Source organism: Scytonema sp. UIC 10036 (assembly GCF_009725235.1).
Genome location: NZ_WJFC01000144.1, coordinates 13,624 through 33,243 on the forward strand (window position 1 = coordinate 13,624; position 19,620 = coordinate 33,243).

15 protein-coding genes and 2 pseudogenes are annotated in these 19,620 nt (G+C 42.4%); 10 read left to right on the forward strand and 7 right to left on the reverse strand.

Annotated features, from left to right (window positions below; translation table 11 throughout):
* Nucleotides 1–24 precede the first annotated feature (24 nt).
* The 4 genes from F7734_RS42565 (at nt 25) to F7734_RS42580 (ending at nt 6,337) form a co-directional block, all read left to right on the forward strand.
* Entirely contained in the window at nt 25–1,254 is a 1,230-nt protein-coding gene (locus F7734_RS42565) for an efflux RND transporter periplasmic adaptor subunit (RefSeq protein ID WP_155750419.1), read from the forward strand.
* Nucleotides 1,255–1,386: 132 nt separating this feature from the next.
* Nucleotides 1,387–4,644 carry an efflux RND transporter permease subunit gene (locus F7734_RS42570; protein WP_155750420.1) on the forward strand — a complete coding sequence of 1,086 codons (3,258 nt, stop codon included), beginning with the start codon at nt 1,387–1,389 and terminating at the stop codon, nt 4,642–4,644.
* A gap of 549 nt (nt 4,645–5,193) precedes the next feature.
* A complete protein-coding gene (locus F7734_RS42575) occupies nt 5,194–5,427 on the forward strand; it encodes a hypothetical protein (RefSeq protein WP_155750421.1) in 234 nt (77 codons plus the stop codon).
* Between the two features lie 286 nt (nt 5,428–5,713).
* Nucleotides 5,714–6,337, forward strand: coding sequence for a hypothetical protein (locus F7734_RS42580; protein ID WP_155750422.1), 624 nt, complete (start codon nt 5,714–5,716; stop codon nt 6,335–6,337).
* 161 nt (nt 6,338–6,498) lie between these two features.
* Here the strand turns inward: F7734_RS42580 and F7734_RS42585 are convergent, their stop codons facing one another.
* The gene (locus F7734_RS42585; RefSeq protein ID WP_207714336.1) at nt 6,499–6,840 is read right to left on the reverse strand and encodes an isoprenylcysteine carboxylmethyltransferase family protein; all 342 of its coding nucleotides are present in this window, start codon (nt 6,838–6,840) and stop codon (nt 6,499–6,501) included.
* A 21-nt stretch (nt 6,841–6,861) separates the two neighbouring features.
* On the opposite strand from F7734_RS42585, the gene F7734_RS42590 reads away from it, so the two are divergent.
* Together F7734_RS42590 and F7734_RS42595 are read left to right on the forward strand one after the other, a co-directional pair.
* Nucleotides 6,862–7,095 carry a helix-turn-helix transcriptional regulator gene (locus tag F7734_RS42590; RefSeq protein ID WP_347566378.1) on the forward strand — a complete coding sequence of 78 codons (234 nt, stop codon included), beginning with the start codon at nt 6,862–6,864 and terminating at the stop codon, nt 7,093–7,095.
* A gap of 397 nt (nt 7,096–7,492) precedes the next feature.
* Nucleotides 7,493–7,963, forward strand: a complete 471-nt coding sequence (locus tag F7734_RS42595; protein ID WP_155750423.1) for a helix-turn-helix domain-containing protein — start codon at nt 7,493–7,495, stop codon at nt 7,961–7,963.
* Between the two features lies 1 nt (nt 7,964).
* On the opposite strand, the gene F7734_RS42600 is transcribed toward F7734_RS42595, so the two are convergent.
* The 3 genes from F7734_RS42600 to F7734_RS42610 form a co-directional block, all read right to left on the reverse strand.
* Nucleotides 7,965–8,147 (reverse strand): NAD(P)H-dependent oxidoreductase, encoded by a 183-nt coding sequence (locus F7734_RS42600; RefSeq protein ID WP_155750424.1) that lies wholly within the window; start codon nt 8,145–8,147, stop codon nt 7,965–7,967.
* 59 nt (nt 8,148–8,206) lie between these two features.
* Nucleotides 8,207–9,139, reverse strand: a complete 933-nt coding sequence (locus tag F7734_RS42605) for an EamA family transporter (protein ID WP_155750425.1) — start codon at nt 9,137–9,139, stop codon at nt 8,207–8,209.
* 102 nt (nt 9,140–9,241) lie between these two features.
* Nucleotides 9,242–9,421, reverse strand: a complete 180-nt coding sequence (locus F7734_RS42610) for a hypothetical protein (protein ID WP_155750426.1) — start codon at nt 9,419–9,421, stop codon at nt 9,242–9,244.
* Between the two features lie 748 nt (nt 9,422–10,169).
* Between F7734_RS42610 and F7734_RS42615 the strand changes: the two genes are divergently transcribed.
* Complete coding sequence (locus F7734_RS42615; RefSeq protein WP_155750427.1) at nt 10,170–10,694, forward strand: MarR family transcriptional regulator; 525 nt, start codon at nt 10,170–10,172, stop codon at nt 10,692–10,694.
* 8 nt (nt 10,695–10,702) lie between these two features.
* Here the strand turns inward: F7734_RS42615 and F7734_RS64415 are convergent.
* Nucleotides 10,703–10,846 (reverse strand): annotated as a pseudogene (locus tag F7734_RS64415) (type II toxin-antitoxin system HicB family antitoxin); the annotation flags it as partial.
* A 682-nt stretch (nt 10,847–11,528) separates the two neighbouring features.
* A complete protein-coding gene (locus tag F7734_RS42625; RefSeq protein ID WP_347566377.1) occupies nt 11,529–13,493 on the reverse strand; it encodes a hypothetical protein in 1,965 nt (654 codons plus the stop codon).
* Nucleotides 13,494–14,123: 630 nt separating this feature from the next.
* Between F7734_RS42625 and F7734_RS42630 the strand changes: the two genes are divergently transcribed.
* The 3 genes and pseudogenes from F7734_RS42630 to F7734_RS42640 form a co-directional block, all read left to right on the forward strand.
* Nucleotides 14,124–14,729: a nucleotidyltransferase family protein gene (locus tag F7734_RS42630; protein ID WP_155750429.1), complete on the forward strand. Its 606-nt coding sequence runs from the start codon at nt 14,124–14,126 to the stop codon at nt 14,727–14,729.
* A gap of 137 nt (nt 14,730–14,866) precedes the next feature.
* A complete protein-coding gene (gene cobN, locus F7734_RS42635) occupies nt 14,867–18,712 on the forward strand; it encodes a cobaltochelatase subunit CobN (protein WP_155750430.1) in 3,846 nt (1,281 codons plus the stop codon).
* Nucleotides 18,713–18,937: 225 nt separating this feature from the next.
* Nucleotides 18,938–19,126 (forward strand): annotated as a pseudogene (locus tag F7734_RS42640) (DUF4058 family protein); the annotation flags it as partial.
* Nucleotides 19,127–19,230: 104 nt separating this feature from the next.
* Here F7734_RS42640 and F7734_RS42645 read toward each other — a convergent pair.
* Nucleotides 19,231–19,620 (reverse strand): hypothetical protein (locus F7734_RS42645; protein ID WP_155750431.1); only part of this gene is annotated, 390 nt, incomplete at its 5' end.

Genomic DNA, 19,620 nt, shown 5'->3' on the forward strand with positions numbered 1-19,620 from the left:
GTGACCAGTGACCAAGGTTAGAATATGTTGATAAAATCAGATACTCTATTTGCGTGTAAAGTTTTATTTCCAGTTTTTCTTGTCTCCGCCTTAACAAGCGCCTGCAGTCAGGATAAACCCAAAGCCACAGCCAGCGAACCCCCACCAATCCCAGTTAAATTGCAGTCATTGCAGTCAACTACACTGCAAGATGTCTCAGAATTCGTAGGTAGGTTAGAAGCACAGCAAAGAGTCTCTTTGCGACCAGAGATCGAAGGTCGGATAGAGTCAATTCCCGTTTCGTCAGGCGATCGCGTCGAGCAAGGAACGCCAATTGTACGATTGCGACCGGATCGTACCCAACCAGAATTATTGAGTGCTATGGCTAGAGTTAACTCAGTCAAATCCGCTTATATGACAGCGCGATCGCAACTGAAAGCAGCAGAAGCACAACAACTAAGAGATGCAGCAGATGTAGACCTGCAAAAAGTTGAGTTCCAAAGAACACAGAAGTTGGTTGCTGAAGGAGTGCAAGCAAAACAGCAGTTAGACATAGCCCAAAGAAACTTAAACACAGCACTAGCAACACTTCGCGCCACTCAAGAGCAAGTAGGAGCAGCGAAAGCCAGCGTCAACCAAGCAGAAGCTAATGTCCGACAATCCGAGGCTGAGACAGCAGCTGCTCGCGTCTCCCTTCAGTTCAAACAGGTACTAGCACCGATTACCGGAGAAGTAGGCGATTTCCCAGTTAAGGTGGGAGATTACGTTAACATCGGTCAAACCCTAACGACTATCACTCAAAATGACAATCTTTACTTGCGACTTTCAATTCCCAGCAACCGCTCCTCAGAACTGCGACGGGGGTTACCAGTAGAGCTTGTAGATGCCACAACAAAAAAACGCCTAAGCACTGGAAGTATCAACTTTATCTCGCCAGAAGTAGAAACAGGTGCTCAAGCTATCTTAACCAAAGCTCGCTTTTCCAACTCAGGCAACAATTTACGAGAAGGGCAATTTGTCCGTGCAAGAGTTATTTGGAACAAACGTTCGGGTGTTTTGATTCCTACCATAGCGGTATCTAACCTTGGAGCACAGAGCTTTGTCTTTGTAGCTCAGAAAACAGGTTCAAAACAGACTGTGCGACGTCAACCTGTCAAACTAGGAGCCATTCAAGGTCAAAGCTACCAAGTCGTTGATGGAGTCAAGCCAGGTGACCAAATTGCAGTCACCCAAATTCTTACCTTAAGGGATGGTACTCCAATCAGTGAGCAGTAACCAGTGACCAGTGACCAGTGACCGGCGATCGGTGACTGATTCATTCTCTAACCCCAATCCCCAATCCAAAATCCAAAATCCAAAATCCAAAATCCAAAATCCAAAATCCACGCATCCCCAATCCAAAATCCTATGAGTATTGCGGATATTTTCATCAGGCGACCTGTTTTTACTACAGTTTGTACTGTACTGATTCTCTTAGTTGGAGGAATCTGTATTCCCCTGCTCCCTTTGGATAAGCTCCCAGAAATGGCTCTCAAGCAGGTAACTGTGACTGCTAACTATCTGGGTACTGATGCCAAAACAGCAGAAGAAAACGTCACTACCGTGCTAGAGCGGGAGATCAACGGTACGGAACGGGTCGTGTATATGTCCTCCCAGACGACGAATGATGGTACTGCTACTATTAACGTCTCTTTTCCTACAGAGACGGATAGAAACACTGCCCAAGTCCTCGTCCAAAATAATGTCGCGATCGCAGAACCTAATTTACCGGAGGAAGTCAACCGTATTGGTGTGACTACGCAGAAGCAGTCTCCAACGATTACGCTCGCTTATGCATTCCATTCAGAAAAAGACCAGAATGGAAATTTCATCTACGATAATATCTTTTTAAGTAACTATGTTGACCGACAGATTTTTGATGAAATCAAACGGATTGAGGGTGTCGGTTCGATCAGAATTGTGGGAGAACGAAAATACGCCATGCGTATTTGGCTCGATCCGGAAGCCCTTGCTGCTAGAAATTTGATATCACAGGATGTTATCAACGCTATTACCGAACAGAATATCCAAGTGGGGGCGGGGAGAATTGGTCAACAGCCAACCCCAACAGAGCAACAATATGAAATTGCATTGCGAGCCAACGGTCGATTTACCACTCCTACAGAAGCCGAAGACATTGTGGTCAAAGTCGGACAGGATGGTACGCTTATTCGCTTAAAAGATGTCGGTCGAGCCGAAGTAGGGGCGGAAAATTACAATGCGACAACTCTGTTTGACGGTTCACCAGCTGTTATTTTGTTAGCTTACCAATTACCCGGCACAAATGCTTGGAATACAGCTAACGCTATTAAAGCAAAAATGGCAGAGCTGCAAACTAATTTTCCACCAGGATTAAAAGCCACAATCGGTCTAGATAATACTCTGTTTGTGGGAGCTTCTCTAGATGAAGCCTTTAAAACCTTGTTGGAAGCTGTCGCCCTAGTGTTCCTTGTCATCTTTATCTTTCTACAGGACTGGCGCACCACCATTATTCCCTCCCTTGCCATCCCCGTATCGCTGATTGGAACGATGGCACTTGCTTATGCTCTTGGGTTGACCTTAAATCAGTTAACGATATTTGCTATTATTTTGGCAACAGGTCTGGTGGTAGATGATGGGATCGTTGTCGTGGAAGCGATCGCAGCTAAACTCGAACAGGGGATGAAACCGTTGCAAGCCGCCTTAGATGCAATGGAAGAACTTACCGGAGCAGTTATTGCAACATCAGTAGTACTGATGGCAGTATTTATCCCAGTGACCTTCTTTCCAGGCACAACCGGTATTGTTTACAGGCAATTTGCGCTGATTATCGCTTTCTCTATTACTATTTCTACTTTCAATGCCCTGAGCTTCTCTCCCAGCATGTCTGCTATCATCATGCGGAGGCAGCAGGAAGTCCACGGTCCTTTAGGCTTGTTTTTCCGGTGGTTTAACCGGGTGTTTGATTGGTTTAAAGGGGGATACGTCAAAATCGTAGAATTCCTGATCCGGATTTGGTGGGTGGTGATTCCAGTATTTGTTGTGGGTTTAGTAGCAACAGGTTGGATTTACCAAACGACTCCCCAGGGATTCATTCCTGAAGAAGATCAAGGTTATTTCTTTACAATTGTTGAAGCTCCACCAGGAGTATCTCTCAACTACAGTGTCGATCTAGTTAAAAAGATTACTGAGGAAGTCGTTTTACCACTGCCTGAAGTTGAGCACGTGGTTGGGAATGCCGGCTTTGGTTTTGAGGGGAACGCCAGTAACAAAATACTGTTTTTCGTCAGGCTGAAAGATTGGGAAGAGCGCCGTGGTGCCGAACATTCTGTTTTTGGGGTTCTGCAAAAAATCAATAAAGGGTTGCGAGAAAAGATTCCTGGGGCGGTAGCCATTGCTGTCAACGCCCCACCAGTGGATGGCTTGGGAAGTACGGGCGGCTTAGAGATGTACATTCAAAACAGACAAGCCCTTCCTATGGAAGCGCTAATCGACAACACCCAAAAGGTGATAGCCGCCGCCCAGAAGCGACCGGAATTAGGAGGTGTCTTTACCCAATTCACCTTCAATAGCCCAATGATGCAGATCTCCATCGATCGCATCCAAGCTAAGGCGCAGAATGTCCGCGTGAGTGATATTTTTCGCACCATGCAGACCTACTTGGGTGCAAGCTATGTTAACCAGTACGTCCTTGGTGGGCGTTTGTATCGAGTTTATGCTCAGGCGGAGGGTACAGTTCGGTCTAATCCTGATGATATCAGCCGCCTATACGTCCGATCTGAGGATGGTAACCTCGTCCAACTCAGTACTTTGGTACAAATGGAAAGATTAACCTATCCACCTGTTGTCACTCACTTTAACGTTTACCCGTCAATTAAAATTCAAGGTTCTCCAGCATCAGGATACAGTACAGGGCAAGCAATCCAAGCAATGGAAGAAGTTGCCAACCAAGTTTTGCAGCCCGGATTTGGTTTTGCTTGGACTGGAACCGCCTTTCAGGAGAGATCTTCTAGTGGTGCAGCACCAATCATTTTTGGCTTAGCTTTTGTCATAGTTTTCCTGGTGTTAGCAGCACAGTATGAAAGCTACGTCGATCCAACGATCATCATGATTACCGTACCTCTGGCAATCTTGGGCGCACTTGGTGCGATCGTGTTCCGTGCCAATATTTTCCAGCAAGGCAGTGTTTGGCCTACGCTGAATAATAATATGTATGCCCAAGTAGCGCTCGTTATGCTGATAGGTTTGGCAAGTAAAAACGCCATTTTGATTGTAGAATTTGCCAACCAGTCAGCAGCACTAGGGATGAATTATACCAAAGCTGCAATCCGGGCTTCTGAAGAACGCTTACGACCGATTCTGATGACTGCCGTTTCTGGCTTAGTTGGTTTTTGGCCATTAGTCATAGCTTCTGGCGCAGGAGCAATGAGTCGATGGGCTTTAGGGACAGCACTCTTTGGTGGTTATTTGATTTCAACAGTTTTAAGTTTGTTTTTAGTTCCAGTTTTGTACGTTGTTATCAAAGACTTAGAAGATCGCTTCTTGAAACCTGGTAAGCCCCCAGGTTCGGCACAGCGTCCAGAGACACCTCAGCAACAAAAAGAACAAGCACTCCCGGCATTTCGTGGAGCATCAACCGAAGAGTGACCAGCGATCGGTGACCAGTAAATCCCCTACTTTCAAGTATGGGGATTTGAATAATCTTAAGACTTACGCATAGCCACCCTTTTTAAGGGGAGTTTGGGGGATCGACAACGCGTGAAACCCCCAAAATTTTGTTGAGGTTGCGTAAGTCCTGTAATCAATCACTTGATTTTTTCTATACATAAGTTTCAGCGTTTGTACTACTTTCCGTTTGGAGAATATTATCGTTCGTAAAGTTGATAATTCTCTAGAAAAAATTAGTGTATAATAATGTGAGAAAAAAACCTTTATTTATAAAGGTAACAAAAATGTTTAAGAAATGGAATGCAGATGATTGGATAAATCACATTTTGTTTACAATCACTGTTGTATATCTGTTTTACAGTTTCTTCTTGCATCACTAATGCTTTTTTGTTTCTCGTACTAGCCTGAGCTTGGGAACGAGTTAATAGGATAAAAGCACTCCAACTTCTTAAAGAATTTAGGGATATAAAAGGTATCTAAAAACCCTTAGTTTTATCTACCTATCGATCGTGTGAATGGAAGGAAATTATGAATATTAGACTGGTCATTTTCTCAGGTGTTATAACTGCTTGTGTGGGCTCGGTAATTGGTTTGGCTGCTGCTCAAATTGGTCAGCGTAATTTTAACCAATTGAAATTTGAAGGTCAATACTACCAAGATTTGCACAACAGATATGCCTTAATTGGTGCTAGCGTAGGACTAGTTGTAGGTGTTGCACAAGAATGTGTGAGGGAGCTTAAATCGCAAAGAGAAGACGAGTGAGTATACACATGAAGGTTAAATATATTTTAATTTTATTGTTAATCATTGTTACAACAGTTCTAACTACAGCAAACTGGAATTTAGGAATGATGGGGATGACAGCATTTTTACTAGCTTACTTCTCTAAGGGACTGAGACGCCGATCTAAAGTTTGAAGGATAATATTTTGTCTAAAATTGGGAGATTTGATGTTGCGGGATGATTACATACTTATAATTAAGCTAACCGTGCTTCACTACGTAGAACAGCCAGGGACGCTTTCTTATAGCTGTATGTTGGATTGATTATGTCTAAACCAAAAATTTTGCAAGAAGGAACTAGTTACACTTTTCGTTCTTACTTCGAGTTACCTTATGAAACAGAAGATATTTTAGCTGAATTAGGTTATAGCTTTTCACGTGCGCGTATGACCTTACCCTCTTCTCAACGCATACCACAACGTTTACCTGAATTACGTCAGCAAATCGAGGAGTTGTTACCACTAGTAACTTTATCAAGCGAAACTGCACGTCGAGAAATTATGGTAGCACCAGTACTTTCGGAACTAGCGCGTTTTTGTAAGTGTCAAATGCGTTTAGAATATCCTCTCCAGGTAAGTGCTTGGCTCAAAGGTAATCTAGATTACTTACTGCGAAATACGAATACAGATGAAAAAGGTAAAAATTTTCTGGTAGTTGAGGCTAAAAACGACGATTTGTCAAGAGGTTTTACTCAATTATCAGCAGAGTTAATCGCTTTGGCAATAGCAGAAGAACAAGATACTCTTTACGGTGCAGTTACAGTAGGTGATACTTGGCGTTTTGGTTTATTAGAACAACAGCCTCTTCATATTACTCAAGACATTACTTTGTATCGTGTGCCTGATGATTTAGATGTTTTAATGCAAATATTGATTGGAATTATTGAGTAATAGTACATATCCGCAAAGTTAAATATATTCACAACTAATTACCGGTCGGCGATCGTTGGTGCCCATCCTATTAATTGATGGATAATGGTCGTTTCAGACTTGTAGGGGCGCAAGGCATTGCGCCCCTACAGTGGGTGATGTTGGTCTCTTTCGTTAAACAATCAAACTTCGCGCTGGCGGCGATGAGTAAAGGGAAGCAACATCGGAACTTGGCGACGATAATCGGCATACGCCTTGCCATGAATATCTATCAGATCGCGTTCTTCAAACTGAATAGCAATCAGAATATACGCTGTTGCGATCGATGCAAATACTAAATGAGTCACGGTCATTGTCGGAGTTGACCAGAAAGCTAAAAGCCAACCGACATAGAGGGGATGACGCACATATTTGTAAAAACCTGGTGTCGCAAACTGGAGCTGGGTATATTCTTTGTTCTGCAGATAGAGCCAAACCTGACGCAGACCAAACAGATCGAAATGATTAATTAAGAATGTTGACATGTTTCAGAGTTAGCAAACCAAATTGGTATGTCGCGTTCAGCCCTGGCTACCCGCTTCACGCAGTTGGTAGGACAGCCACCGATGAAGTACTTGACTTATTGGCGGCTGCAATTGGCATCTCGTCAGTTGCAGTATACTAACGACAGCATCGCCAAAATTGCAATTCAAGTAGGTTACGAGTCAGAAGCAGCTTTTAATCGAGCCTTTAAGCGGTATGTAGGTGTCCCACCTGGTGTTTGGCGCGAGCGGGTGTGAGGTTGTGGCTTCTTTCATACCATGGGTAGATTTTGAAGAAGAATATTCTTCATCTTTCTCTGTTGAAATGGAAGCACCCATCAAATCATTGATTCAATACTTGTCGGTTAAGCAGAAAAATACGAAAACACGTAGGTTGGGTTGAGGAACGAAACCCAACATTTACAAACATTTGTTGGGTTGAGCCAACATACAAAAATTCTTATCCCTTGCAGTATTGATCATTGATTGAGACGCGATCGCAAAAGCTTGTAATTTATCTAACTAAAGTTTTCTACCCTGTTCCTTGTTCCCTTTTTTTGTAATTTTTCGACTATTTTTACTGTTGCGAGTGTTTCGAGAATATCGATATACTTATAGAGTATGACGATCGCACACTGTGCGAAGGAAAATGTGTATGGCTACCCATCGCCCCATCGAACCCTATACCCCTACCTCTGAGGCAATTACCCTTGCAAGCCAAGCCTTAGAAGCTATCTCGGCGTTTATCGCCAATCCTCCCGATACCATCACCCTTGCAATCCTTGATTCTGATATGCAAGATACCCGCATCACCATCCCAAGCGGCATATTTCAATTGATGATCGATGTACTACAATCGGTAAGCCGTGGTGAGCCTGTAACTATCTTGCCTCACAGTGCCGAACTCACCACCCAAGAAGCGGCGGATATTTTAAGAGTCTCACGTCCCTATCTGGTAAAACTATTGGATGAAGGCACGATTCCTTCACGAAAAGTAGGGATTTATCGCCGCGTACTGCTCCAAGATCTGCTTCATTATCAAAAAACTGAAAAACAACGACAATCTGCCATTATGTCCGAGTTGACCAAAGAAGCACAAGATATGGGACTCTACGATCTACCATGACCTATCCTATGGCACTCACCCAAGTTGCATCAATATAAGGTACAGGATTTAATCCTAAGTCTCTGTGGAAGATTTGTGTTTCAGAATGATGACTGCTCCACTTTTCCATAAATTCTTGAGCCAGTGTCCGCGAATGGGAGTATTCATAGCGAGGACTGGTATCAATCTGTAAAATACGAACCATATAATCCCTTCCTCCAATAGATTGTTTTGAATTTTATTGCTTAGTAGCGCTACATCTCGTCAGATATTTGTTTCTTTTACAGTTTGAAACTGCATCCAGGTAATGGCTGCAACTATCAGAAATCCACCCAAAATCTGCATTAGGCTCAGAGTTTGATCGAACCAAACCCATGCCAATACACCTGCTACGAAAGGTTCTAGCGTGGCAGCGATCGCAGCCCGTTCCGCCTGAACTCTTTGGATACACCAAAAGAACAGCAAATAAGGCAATAAATTACCTGCTAGACCGACATAAAAAACACTTAGGATATTCTTTGGTTCAAATAGCCTCCAAGGAACTCCTTGAGTCAATTGATAAGCAATCCAGAAAAGACTAGCGATCGCAAACACTTTCAACATCACGCCAATCGTTTCTTGAGTCCCGCTCACTCGTTCGCTCAGCACAATATAAGCTGCAAAAAAGACTGCTGTGCTTAACCCCACCAGAATTCCAAACCAGTCTACGAGTTCTTTGCTCGCGAGTAAATTAGAAACAAGCAAAATGCCAATAATTGAAAGACTCAGGGCGACTAGAACAGGACGAGAAGGCAAACATCGAGAAGTCAGCGCAGTCCATAAAACCACCAGAATAGGAGCGGTAAACAGCAACACGATCGCAACAGCCACAGGTAGGCGTTGAATTGCCAGGTAATCGGCACCAACTAAGCCAACCAGAATCAGTCCCAGGGCAAATTGTTGACGGTTAATCGGTCTAGCGTGGGAGCGACCAAATAAGCTATCTAGAATGGCAAGTCCAAAGGTAGCGACTATTGCACTTGCTCCCGCCAACTCAAATGGTTGCACGCCTGCAAGGAACAAGTGGTTGGCAACATTTGCCGCGATCGCCCAAGCAACAACAGTTAAGAGCATTGCCAACAGCCCGATGAGATGAGGCGAAAACTGGCTGCTAAAACGAGATTTCCAGGGTACATGAGGCGATTTTATTCCCATCATTTTATTTTGGATTTTAGATTTTAGATTTTGGATTGGATATTGCGATCCACTGCAAAGCGCAATTTATACCAGCGTGTAGTTTAATATTTGATAGTTGAAATTTTAACTGCTGCTTATCTTCTTACCTCGAAAGATATCAATACGATCGCGATCGGCACTTGTGAAATCGGGATCGACATAAATATGCATCCGTCGAATCAATACCCCGTCAAATTCAAACACATTGCAGAAGCGTCCCTGAGACACAATGCCATCAGGCAAAACCACACCGCTTCGCGTCATACCCCGTTCAGTTCCCTCAACTACAACAAAGTTGCCAAATCAAAGGGACTCAATAGAGTTGTAGCAAGTGTTTGATCTATCATGCGTTTTTACCTCAAATGTCATTGGTCATTTGTAAGGAATTTAGCGTGTTTACATATCTCTTGACATAGTACGGTTTTTTCCCACCTAACTACTTAAAGATAGGATTGGTTTAATATGACTGGTAGGGTACTGAGAGCAAGAATCCCGCCTTCGCGATCGCAAACCCTTCAGCTATATTTGCATTTCCAATAATTGCATTTGCAACTAAATCTATAGTAGTATGCAATAATTGAAATTGCAACTACTTTTGGAGAAATTCTTTTGAAACCCATTTGAAAGATATCTAGGGAAGCTCGTAAAACGCCATAAAACGGCATAAAACGGTGCAATTTATTGTTGTCCGAGTGAAGGGTGGTGTTAACAGCAATTGGAGTTGAGCCTTCCACCTCGTATCTGGACGTTGGTTAGTTCCCGCTAACCAGCTTTTTGAAGGCAGAGCATGTTGTGGCTCTTGCGTACTTAGCGTGCTAAAATTGTAGAAAAATAAGCTTAAAACTATTGCTGGGCTTAGCTTACAGCTATTATTAGTTTCAAAATGTTACTCCTTGTTAAAATTGAAATTATAAGTGCCTGTAAGCCTTGTAAATACAAGCATACTTGTAGATTTTAATGAAAATTTAGCACGCTATGTACGAAAGAACCCACTTTATAGCCATCTAGTTAAATGGCGATCGATCCAGGCAAGGCTATCTCAATCCAAAATCTAAAATCCAAAATCCAAAATCCACCGATGGCAAAGCAGCGATTAGACGAAATGCGAAACTCTACTTGGCGGCTGTTTCTGACTGCTCAAATCCAAGTAGTCGAGAAGATTCAAGACAAGCTATCAGCTGCCGACCTGCCGCCGTTGGAATGGTATGATGTCCTGTGGGAACTCAAAGAAGCTCCCGATCGGCGTTTACGATTAAGCGAACTGGCAGAGCGAGTGCTGTTGAGCCGGAGTAATCTCACCCGCTTGCTCGATCGCTTGGAAAAAAATGCATTATTGCAGCGTCAATCCTGTCCTAGCGATCGCCGGGGTACCTTTGCTGTCTTAACTGAAGCGGGTGCAGCAATGCAAGAGAAAATGTGGACTATTTACTCTGAAGGAATTGCAGAATATTTTGGCGATCGACTGAGTGATGAAGAAGTCAAAGTCATGCAGCAAGCACTAAAAAAAATTCTTGGAGAAAACTCCACTCACAGGTAGAGACGGCACTATGCTACTTGGAAGGACTGCCCTAACGTTTTTGGATTTGGAAGAGATTCGCCATTTTCCGAAGCTGTTTCGATTAACAGTTCTAGCACTTCTTGAGCATTCTCCAGTGCTTTTTGGTAAGTATCTCCATGAGTACAAGGCTGCTTGAAAAAACCGTGTCCCTATCTGGCAACGTTTGAGCCTGACTTTACGTCTGCTTAGTCGTATCTGCTGTAGCCTCTTTAAAAGAACCACTGATTGTGTACTGTAGCTGGATAATGTAGGTTGATACGAAGAAACTTGGTTCATAGAGCCTTTTCGGCTGACATCAACAATTATTTCTTTTTTTTTTCATAATTTATTCTCTGTGGTACTCGGATTATAATAGTGTCGTTTTTAGCGCTACGAGTTTATAATATCTTTTTAAATATCTTTTTAAAGTCGATGTGCTCTTGCGCTCGGCTCAATACATAAGCCAACACCCCAGCTAACCAAATGGCTGGGGTGTTGCTCTGTTAACGCGATAAGGCGATCGGCTATTACTAAGTAGCCGTTTTCTTGTCTAAAACTCTCCAAAGTTTAGCCCACTAAGTACGGAAGAACCTGTGCCTTGCACACGCTACGCGATGCCATAGGCTATACCCGCAAGGGCTATACGCCAGTCGGCAGGGCGCAAGAAACCCACCGAAGAGCACTGGATTCACCAGTTCCTACGGTAGGAGACCTGTTTACAGGACTGGATTCACCACCTACGTGGACTTAATTATGAAGTCCTTGCCTTGCGGACTTGGCTTGTGTAGCCTCAGAATTCTATTCTGAGAGCAACGTGCCAAATTGGGATGTCCTTTAAAAACTACCAGGATTGTCATCAAGTGCTAGCAGAAAATTAATGAGATCTGTTTGCTGCTTAGGATTAAATCCAGCTTGCTTATCTACATAAAATTCGTGACCTGTACCGTCAAGGTTACTACGCACTAAACCAGGGTTAGCTTTGTTAGCTTGCACAACTAAAGCACGAAGCTCGCGATCGACCAAGGCACGCAAGCTACTAGCAGCATCTGCTGGTATGCCTTGACTGAGAGTGTTGGCTAACCCCAAACCACTTGGATCGACAACACTAAAGCTGCCATTTGCATGCAATTCCAAACTTCCGGCTCGTACTGCTACACCACCGTCGTGCAAATATGGTGCGCTCAAATAAAGACCACGTAGAGAAGGAGTTTTGTAACCACCATTCGGCAAGATACCTTCGGGTAAAGCCGTGGGTTCCTCAGAGATGCCTTGCGTTGGCACATCTAGTTCTTCGGCGTTAGCAGGTATAGGAACAGGAGTGTCAAAAGTGTATAGCTTTGGTGGTACTAACAAGTCATTCAGTACTAGGCGTGACCGAGCACGGGCTGGGTTACTACGAATTTTATCAATCGGATAAATTTTATTGTCGGTAAAGAAGGGTGGAATATGGCAAACTGTGCAATTGGCTTTCTCAAACACTTTTGCCCCCCGCTTAACAGAATTAGTGTTCAATGCTTGCCAATTCTCCGATGTGCGGTTGGCAGGTGGTACTAAGCTATTTTGGAAAGCAGACATGGCATTGTTAGCAAATAAGAAAGTGCCACTAGCAACATCATCTGAGTTTCCAGTGTTAGGGCTGAAAACCAAACCATTCAACGTAAACAGGCTGGGCTGCAGGTTTGGGTAAGTTCCGGTACCGGGAGCAACAACTTGGTCTTCTAATTCTGCTTTGACAATATCTGGTGCAATTGTCCGCAACCACTCCGAGGGTTTTACTGTAATTCCTTCCGGTAAACGTAATCTTGGATCGGCTGCATTCTGAATGCTCGTACCAATATAAACTTCTGGGTCAATGCCAAGAGTTTTTGCAATGAGTTGTGCAGATGCTATAACATTAATTTCTGAAGAGTGAACACCATTGTTAAGAGAACCCAATCCTCCAAACGGACCAACAGCGCTCTCTCCAGACCAACCATAAGGATGGCTCTTAAAAGTGAAAACATTAGGAATCTGAGTGGTATTTTTAATGCCATCTGTTGAACTTTCAAAATTACCAAAAGGTAAGTCTAGTAAGATATCGTCAAAAGCTTTCTCAAACTTCTCAGGATCTGGCAATTTTACTAAATTCCCCTGACTGTCAATAATAGTTTTGCCATTGCCTTGATATTGTGGGTCTAGGGGATCGATTTTTGTGCGTGAAAATCCAGCAGCTGAATTTGGTGCCAAAGCCAGAAAGAAGGGAAAGGCAATTTCACTATTTGCCACTCCCAGAAGACGTTTACCCTCGTTTGAAAGACTTGCATGGCATAGCGCACAGGTAATGTTGCCATTTGGTGCAGATCCCAAGGTGGTAGTGCTTCCTTTTTCGACCTTTAAGCCTGTGTTGATAACAGTTCCTCTTGTAAAAGTCCGGCTACCTAGCGTAATGTCTTTTAGGAGGGTAATTTGTAAGTTCGTTGTTGGGCGACCTTGCAAATTGGAAATTGCTACAGTAAATTCTTCCGCGAGAATAGCTGTACCTTGTCCAAGACCGAATATTCCTTGCAAACCGAAGGTGTCACCAATTTTGCGGTTGAGAAATATATCTTCACCTTTTGCAATTAATTCTTGAGTGATTTCAACTGCTCCGACTCGCTTGTAAGAAATGGCGTCGTTAGGATCGAGTTCTTTACTTGCAACGAGTTCTGAAGCTTCTTGAGGGCTAAGTAATTTGCCAAAATAATCGTAATAACCTATCGGTTGGCTGGGTGCTGGTTGTAGGAGGTTGAGCTGGGCGAAAGTTTTTTGACTTGTCGTCAAAACATTGGATAAGACTATACTACAAAAACTAATAAAAAAAACACAGATAAGTAAGAAAAGCTTAGTTTTGAAAGTATATAGTCTCCTAACTATGCCAATAGCAGGACGATTTTTTTTCATTGCATATTACAGAATGAAGTTAAAGAATTTTGGATAGACGTAACATGTAAAACAGTATCTATCTATAGACAGATATATTTTTTAGTTTCCGCCATTTATCGCGATTGATTTTGGTTGACGGCGTAGAGTACAATTGTTCTACTTACTGAATAGCTCTATTAAAGCTACCGTTCCTAGATTTCAGCAGGAACATTGTATATGCTTGGTATCAACATAAATATTGCCGTCTAGTTGTTTGTTAAGAACGACAAAAAGTATATTTCGATCGTTCATCAAACTTGCTACTATCCATATCTGGATTCAAAGGAATCTTATGAGTGGGATAGGTTCACGTGTCTTTATGTAAGACTGATTGAAGAATACAATACTTTCCCCCATAATAAAGTTGTTGCCAAATTGCCACGTATAATAATGCAATCACTAGCTTCTGTCAGTACCAATCTCCAGAGCATCGCACTCAATTGCAATTTAGGCTTATCCGCTTAGATTTTGACGAATGGATCGACTCAAATGTCTGATATTGGTTTGATTTTACTAGCAGCTGGTGCATCCACCCGTATGGGTACACCAAAGCAATTGCTACAGTATCAACAGCAGAGCTTGCTTCGCCACATGGTTGAGGTGGCGCTTGCTTCTGTCTGCAACCCTGTTATCGTTGTTCTGGGAGCATATGCCGAGCTGATTCGACCAGAGGTGGAGTCATCTAATGTACGAATTGTAGAAAACGATCGCTGGTCTGAAGGTATGAGTACTTCAATTCAGTCTGGGATGGAAGCCCTTAATGATGATGTAGAAGCTGTTGTGTTGATGCTGTGCGATCAGCCATTCGTTTCTACCCAAACCATCAATCAACTTGTTAATGTCTTCCAGGCTACAGATGGGCAAATTGTTGCTTCAGAATATGGAGGAGTCCAAGGGGTACCAGCGTTATTCAAACGCAATTTGTTTGCAGAATTACTTACACTTAGTGGTGCTGCGGGCGCAAGACAGGTTATTAAACAAAATGCTGAGAAAGTTTTCAGTCTTCCTTTCCCAAATGGTATATTCGATCTTGATACACGCAATGACTACGAGCAGTTTCAAAAGCTCATCACGGATAACCATTTGTGCATTTAGCTATCTATTGAAAAGATTAGGAATGACGCAGGTAGTCTTATAGTACTGAAGGACTTGGGCACAGAAATGTTGGTTATGTTTCGCTCTTGTGCTAAACTGCTCTCACTCAAAACCGGGAAAGCTCGTACTTAAAACCTATGCATCGTCTTGCAACTACACCAGGAGGTTGGAATCCGTCTACAGAAGGCGTGATGTTGATTGAACAACAATCTGCACCTATTGTCCTGATAACAGCTGCGGATACGGACATTCAAACTCTATCCATTGCTGTTACTCAATTACCCTCGGAATTTCCACAATTACGGGTTGTCAATTTGTTACAACTTCAGCAACAACTAACAATTGACACTTATGCTGAAGATGTATTAAGCGCTGCAGAAGTTATTATTTTACGGTTGCTTGGCGGTAGTGCTTATTGGAGTTACGGATTAGAAGTTGTTGAACAAACAGTCAAAGAGACAGGGGCAAAATTGATTGTCTTACCAGGTGATGAACGACCCGATCCAAATTTGATTGGTCATTCTAATGTTTCTCTAGTAGAAGCTAATCGGATATGGCAGTATTTTAATGAGGGCGGTACGGACAATTACCTGAACAGTCTCAAATTTATCGCTACAACTTTCCTCGGTTGCTCCTACATCTTTAATCCACCCCAGCCAGTACCTCGTGTAGGAATATATTCGCCACGCGATCGCAGCACGCAAGTAGAGACGAGTGCGCGCAGCATTCCAGACGAGAATAATTTCATATCTCCACACAAACCAGATAACCAAATTGGTGTTGGTGTTATTGGTATTATCTTCTATCGGTCTCATTATTTAGCAGGAAACACATCAGCAATTGATGCACTTTGTCAAGCTTTAGTACAAAGAAATCTCACAGCAGTTCCTATCTTTGTCTCTTCTTTGAGAGAGCCAGATGTCCAAGCAGAGTTGTTAAAATATTGCAGTCAGAATATAGATCTCTTATTAAATACAACAAGTTTTTCTCTGGCGAAGTTAGAAGCAGAAACGCCACAAGTGGAACTTTGGGAACAATTAGATGTACCAGTGTTACAAGTCATTCTCAGTGGTAGTAGTCGCGAACAGTGGGAATCTGGGTCTTCTGGACTCACACCAAGAGATATAGCAATGAATGTTGCTTTACCGGAAGTCGATGGCAGAATTATTACAAGAGCAGTCTCTTTCAAAGCAGTACAAACTCAAAACCCTCTACTACAAACTGATATTGTCACCTATGAGCCTGTTGCTTCTCGTATTGAATTTGTGGCAGACTTGGCTGCAAATTGGGTAAAAATACGGTACACTTCCCCACAAAATCGCAAAATTGCCTTGATATTAGCTAATTATCCCAATCGTGATGGACGCTTAGCTAATGGTGTGGGATTGGATACACCAGCAAGTTGTATTGAAATTCTCCAGGCTTTACAGTTAGCAGGCTATTATGTGGATACTATTCCTAATACAGGAGAGGAATTAATTCAATTATTAACAACTGGTGTCACTAACGACTTAGAAGGATATCCATTCCGAAAGATACGACAATCTTTGTCTTTACAAAAATATCTAGAATATTTTTATAAATTACCTGAAGCAGTACAAGAAGGAATCAAAAACCGTTGGGGTTTTCCTGAAGAGACTGATTCTTTCCCCGTTTCTGGTATACAGTTGGGTAATATATTTGTAGGGATACAACCAGCACGGGGTTACGATCGCGATCCATCTTTGAATTATCACGCACCTGACTTAGAGCCTCCCCACAGCTATTTGGCTTTTTATCACTGGTTGGTTCAAGATTTTGGTGCAAATGCGATCGTTCATGTTGGCAAACATGGTAATTTGGAATGGTTACCGGGGAAAAGTGTAGCACTGTCTGAAAATTGCTATCCCGAAGCAGTCTTGGGAGCAATGCCTCATCTCTATCCTTTCATAGTCAACGATCCGGGAGAAGGTTCCCAAGCCAAAAGACGTTCTCAAGCAGTCATTATTGACCATTTAACTCCACCCATGACTCGTGCGGAATTATATGGTAATTTAAACTCCTTAGAAGCATTGATTGATGAGTATTATGAAGCGCAAAGTTTAGAGCCATCGCGACTACCTGCAATTAGCGATCGCATAACTCAATTAATCGAGCAAGAAAATCTCCATCAAGATTTAGGAATTGATATTTCCTGTTTCGATAAATCTACTCTTTCTTCATTTCTCAATGTAGCAGATGGTTATCTTTGTGAATTAAAAGAAGCCCAAATTCGGGATGGTTTGCACATTTTTGGTCGATGTCCATCAGGAGAACAATTACGCGATTTAATTGTTGCTATTGCCAGAAATCCTGGTGTTGGTAGATTGGGGTTAACGAGGGCAATTGCAAAGGATTGGCAATTAGATTTTGACCCTTTAACTGTAGATTTCAGTCAAAGATTTGAGAAGACCCCACCTCAACCCTCCCCTTGCAAAGGGGAGGGAGTTTTGGAATCCCCCCTTTACAAGGGGGGATTAAGGGGGGTAAAAAACTGCCGAATCATAGGTGATGTTATCCAAGTCATTGAAGATTATGCATCAGAGTTAGTCACTTACATTATTGAAACCCAAGAAATACCTGAAAGTGGCGAAGCAACAACTCAAGAGTTAAGATGGATTCAAAATTATCTCCTAAAAGCACTCAAACAAACAGAGAAAGAGATTATTAACTTATTAAAAGGATTAGATGGTCAATATGTCGCAAGTGGTGCATCGGGTGCGCCAACTAGGGGAAGACCAGAAGTGTTACCCACTGGACGTAATTTTTACTCTGTCGATATTCGTGCTATCCCTACAGAAACTGCTTGGGATGTAGGTCGTCAAGCAGCAGAAACATTAATAGAAAGATATACCCAAGAAAATGGAGAATACCCTCAAACATTAGGTTTATCTGTTTGGGGAACCTCTACTATGCGAACTGGAGGAGATGATATTGCTGAAGCTTTAGCACTCTTAGGAGTTAAACCTGTTTGGGATGGTATCTCCAGAAGAGTTGTAGATTTTGAAATTTTACCTCCTTCAATTTTAGGTCGTCCGCGTGTGGATGTGACTTTAAGAGTGTCTGGTTTTTTCCGCGATGCTTTCCCTAACTTGATGGATTTATTTGATAGTGCTGTCACTGCTGTTGCTAATTTAAATGAGCCTGAAGAGATAAATCCTTTGGCTGCTAAGGTGAAAACAGAAACCGAGTTTTGGGAAAACCAAGGATTAACAGCAGAACAAGCAAAATCGCGATCGCTCTATCGAATTTTTGGTTCAAAACCCAGTGCTTATGGTGCTGGTTTACAAGGTTTAATGGAATCGCAAAACTGGACAAATGAAGACGATTTAGCTCGTGCTTATATTAATTGGAGTGCTTATGCTTACAGCCGGAAAGCTGAAGGAAAATTTGCACCAGAAGCTTTTACTCAAAGGTTAAACAACATGCAAATTGTCTTGCAAAATCAAGATAATCGAGAGCACGATCTCTTAGACTCTGATGATTACTATCAATTTCAAGGCGGTTTAGCTGTTGCTGTCAAATCGGTTTCTAGAAAAGCTCCCGTTACCTATTTTGGTGACAATTCCCGTACTCAACAGCCAAAAGTTCGCAAGCTGACAGAAGAGATAACTCGCGTTTATCGTTCCAGAGTTGTTAACCCAAAATGGATAGCAGGAGCCATGCGTCATGGTTATAAAGGAGCCTTTGAAATGGCAGCAACCCTAGATTATCTATTTGCTTTTGATGCTACAACTAACTGTGTTGCTGATTTCATGTATCAAGGAATAGCTGAGGCTTATTTATTTGATGAAACAGTTCAACAATTTATTCAACAAAATAATCCTTGGGTATTGCGGGATATGGCAGAAAGATTATTAGAGGCTCATCAACGAGGTTTGTGGGAAAATATGTCAGGAGAAATTATTGATAAATTGCGTTGTTTAGTCAATGAAGCAGAAGGGGTGATTGAAAGTCAGTTTTAACTGAGCAATGTCTTACACTTTTTTCAGGTCGCGAGCAACTCCTTTGGTAAAATCTTGACTATATATTATCTAAGAAAGCAGAAGGCGCGTTAAACTGAGATTACTCCCTTCCTACCAAAAAAATACCTATGACTGTATAGTGGGTATTCCTCACCTAACAAGAATCGGTACTTGTAGAGCGGAAAGAGAAGAAAACTAAGATCGTTCAGCTAAAATAAGTCAGTGATGAAGCCAACTTTTCCTGGAATGAATCCATATCTTGAAAATCCTGAGTTATGGTCAGAAGTACACTCCTGGCTGATTGTTTTGTTGGCGCGATCTCTCAATCCACTCCTAACACCAAAGTATCGAGCAGCTGTTGAAAAACGAGTGTATTCAGACTCGCTGCTTGTTGGCATTACAGATGTCTCTGTTTTTCAAACGAAACTACCAGCATCACAACCTACGGCAATAACCACATTGATTATTAGCCTGTGCTCGTACTCTTTCCCGAACTTCCTTAGGTATTTTGCCATCACTCATGAGTTTAAAGGTTCCATTAATCCACGCTTGACTGCTTCGCTTAATGCAGTTGCCTTTCGCAGTAGCAATTCCTGATAAATTTGCATCAAGGCTTGCAATTCTGAGCGTTCTATCTCAGTCATAGTACCTGCCTGCTGCCGATCTAGTAACTCACTTAAACGAACATCTTGGTCATATTCCATTTGCAATTCTGTTAAAGTCATAACTTGCTCATTAGAGAGCGCTGATATAGGTTCAAAAGCTGCTGCTACTGCACTAATTGATGGAATTCCAAATTGGATAGTATCAGCTAAGATACTTGCTAGCTCACGGTTTGCAAGTCGTGCGAAATGTTCGGCTCGTTTGTAAACCTCATCTGGCAACGTAATAGTTATTTGATTACTCAT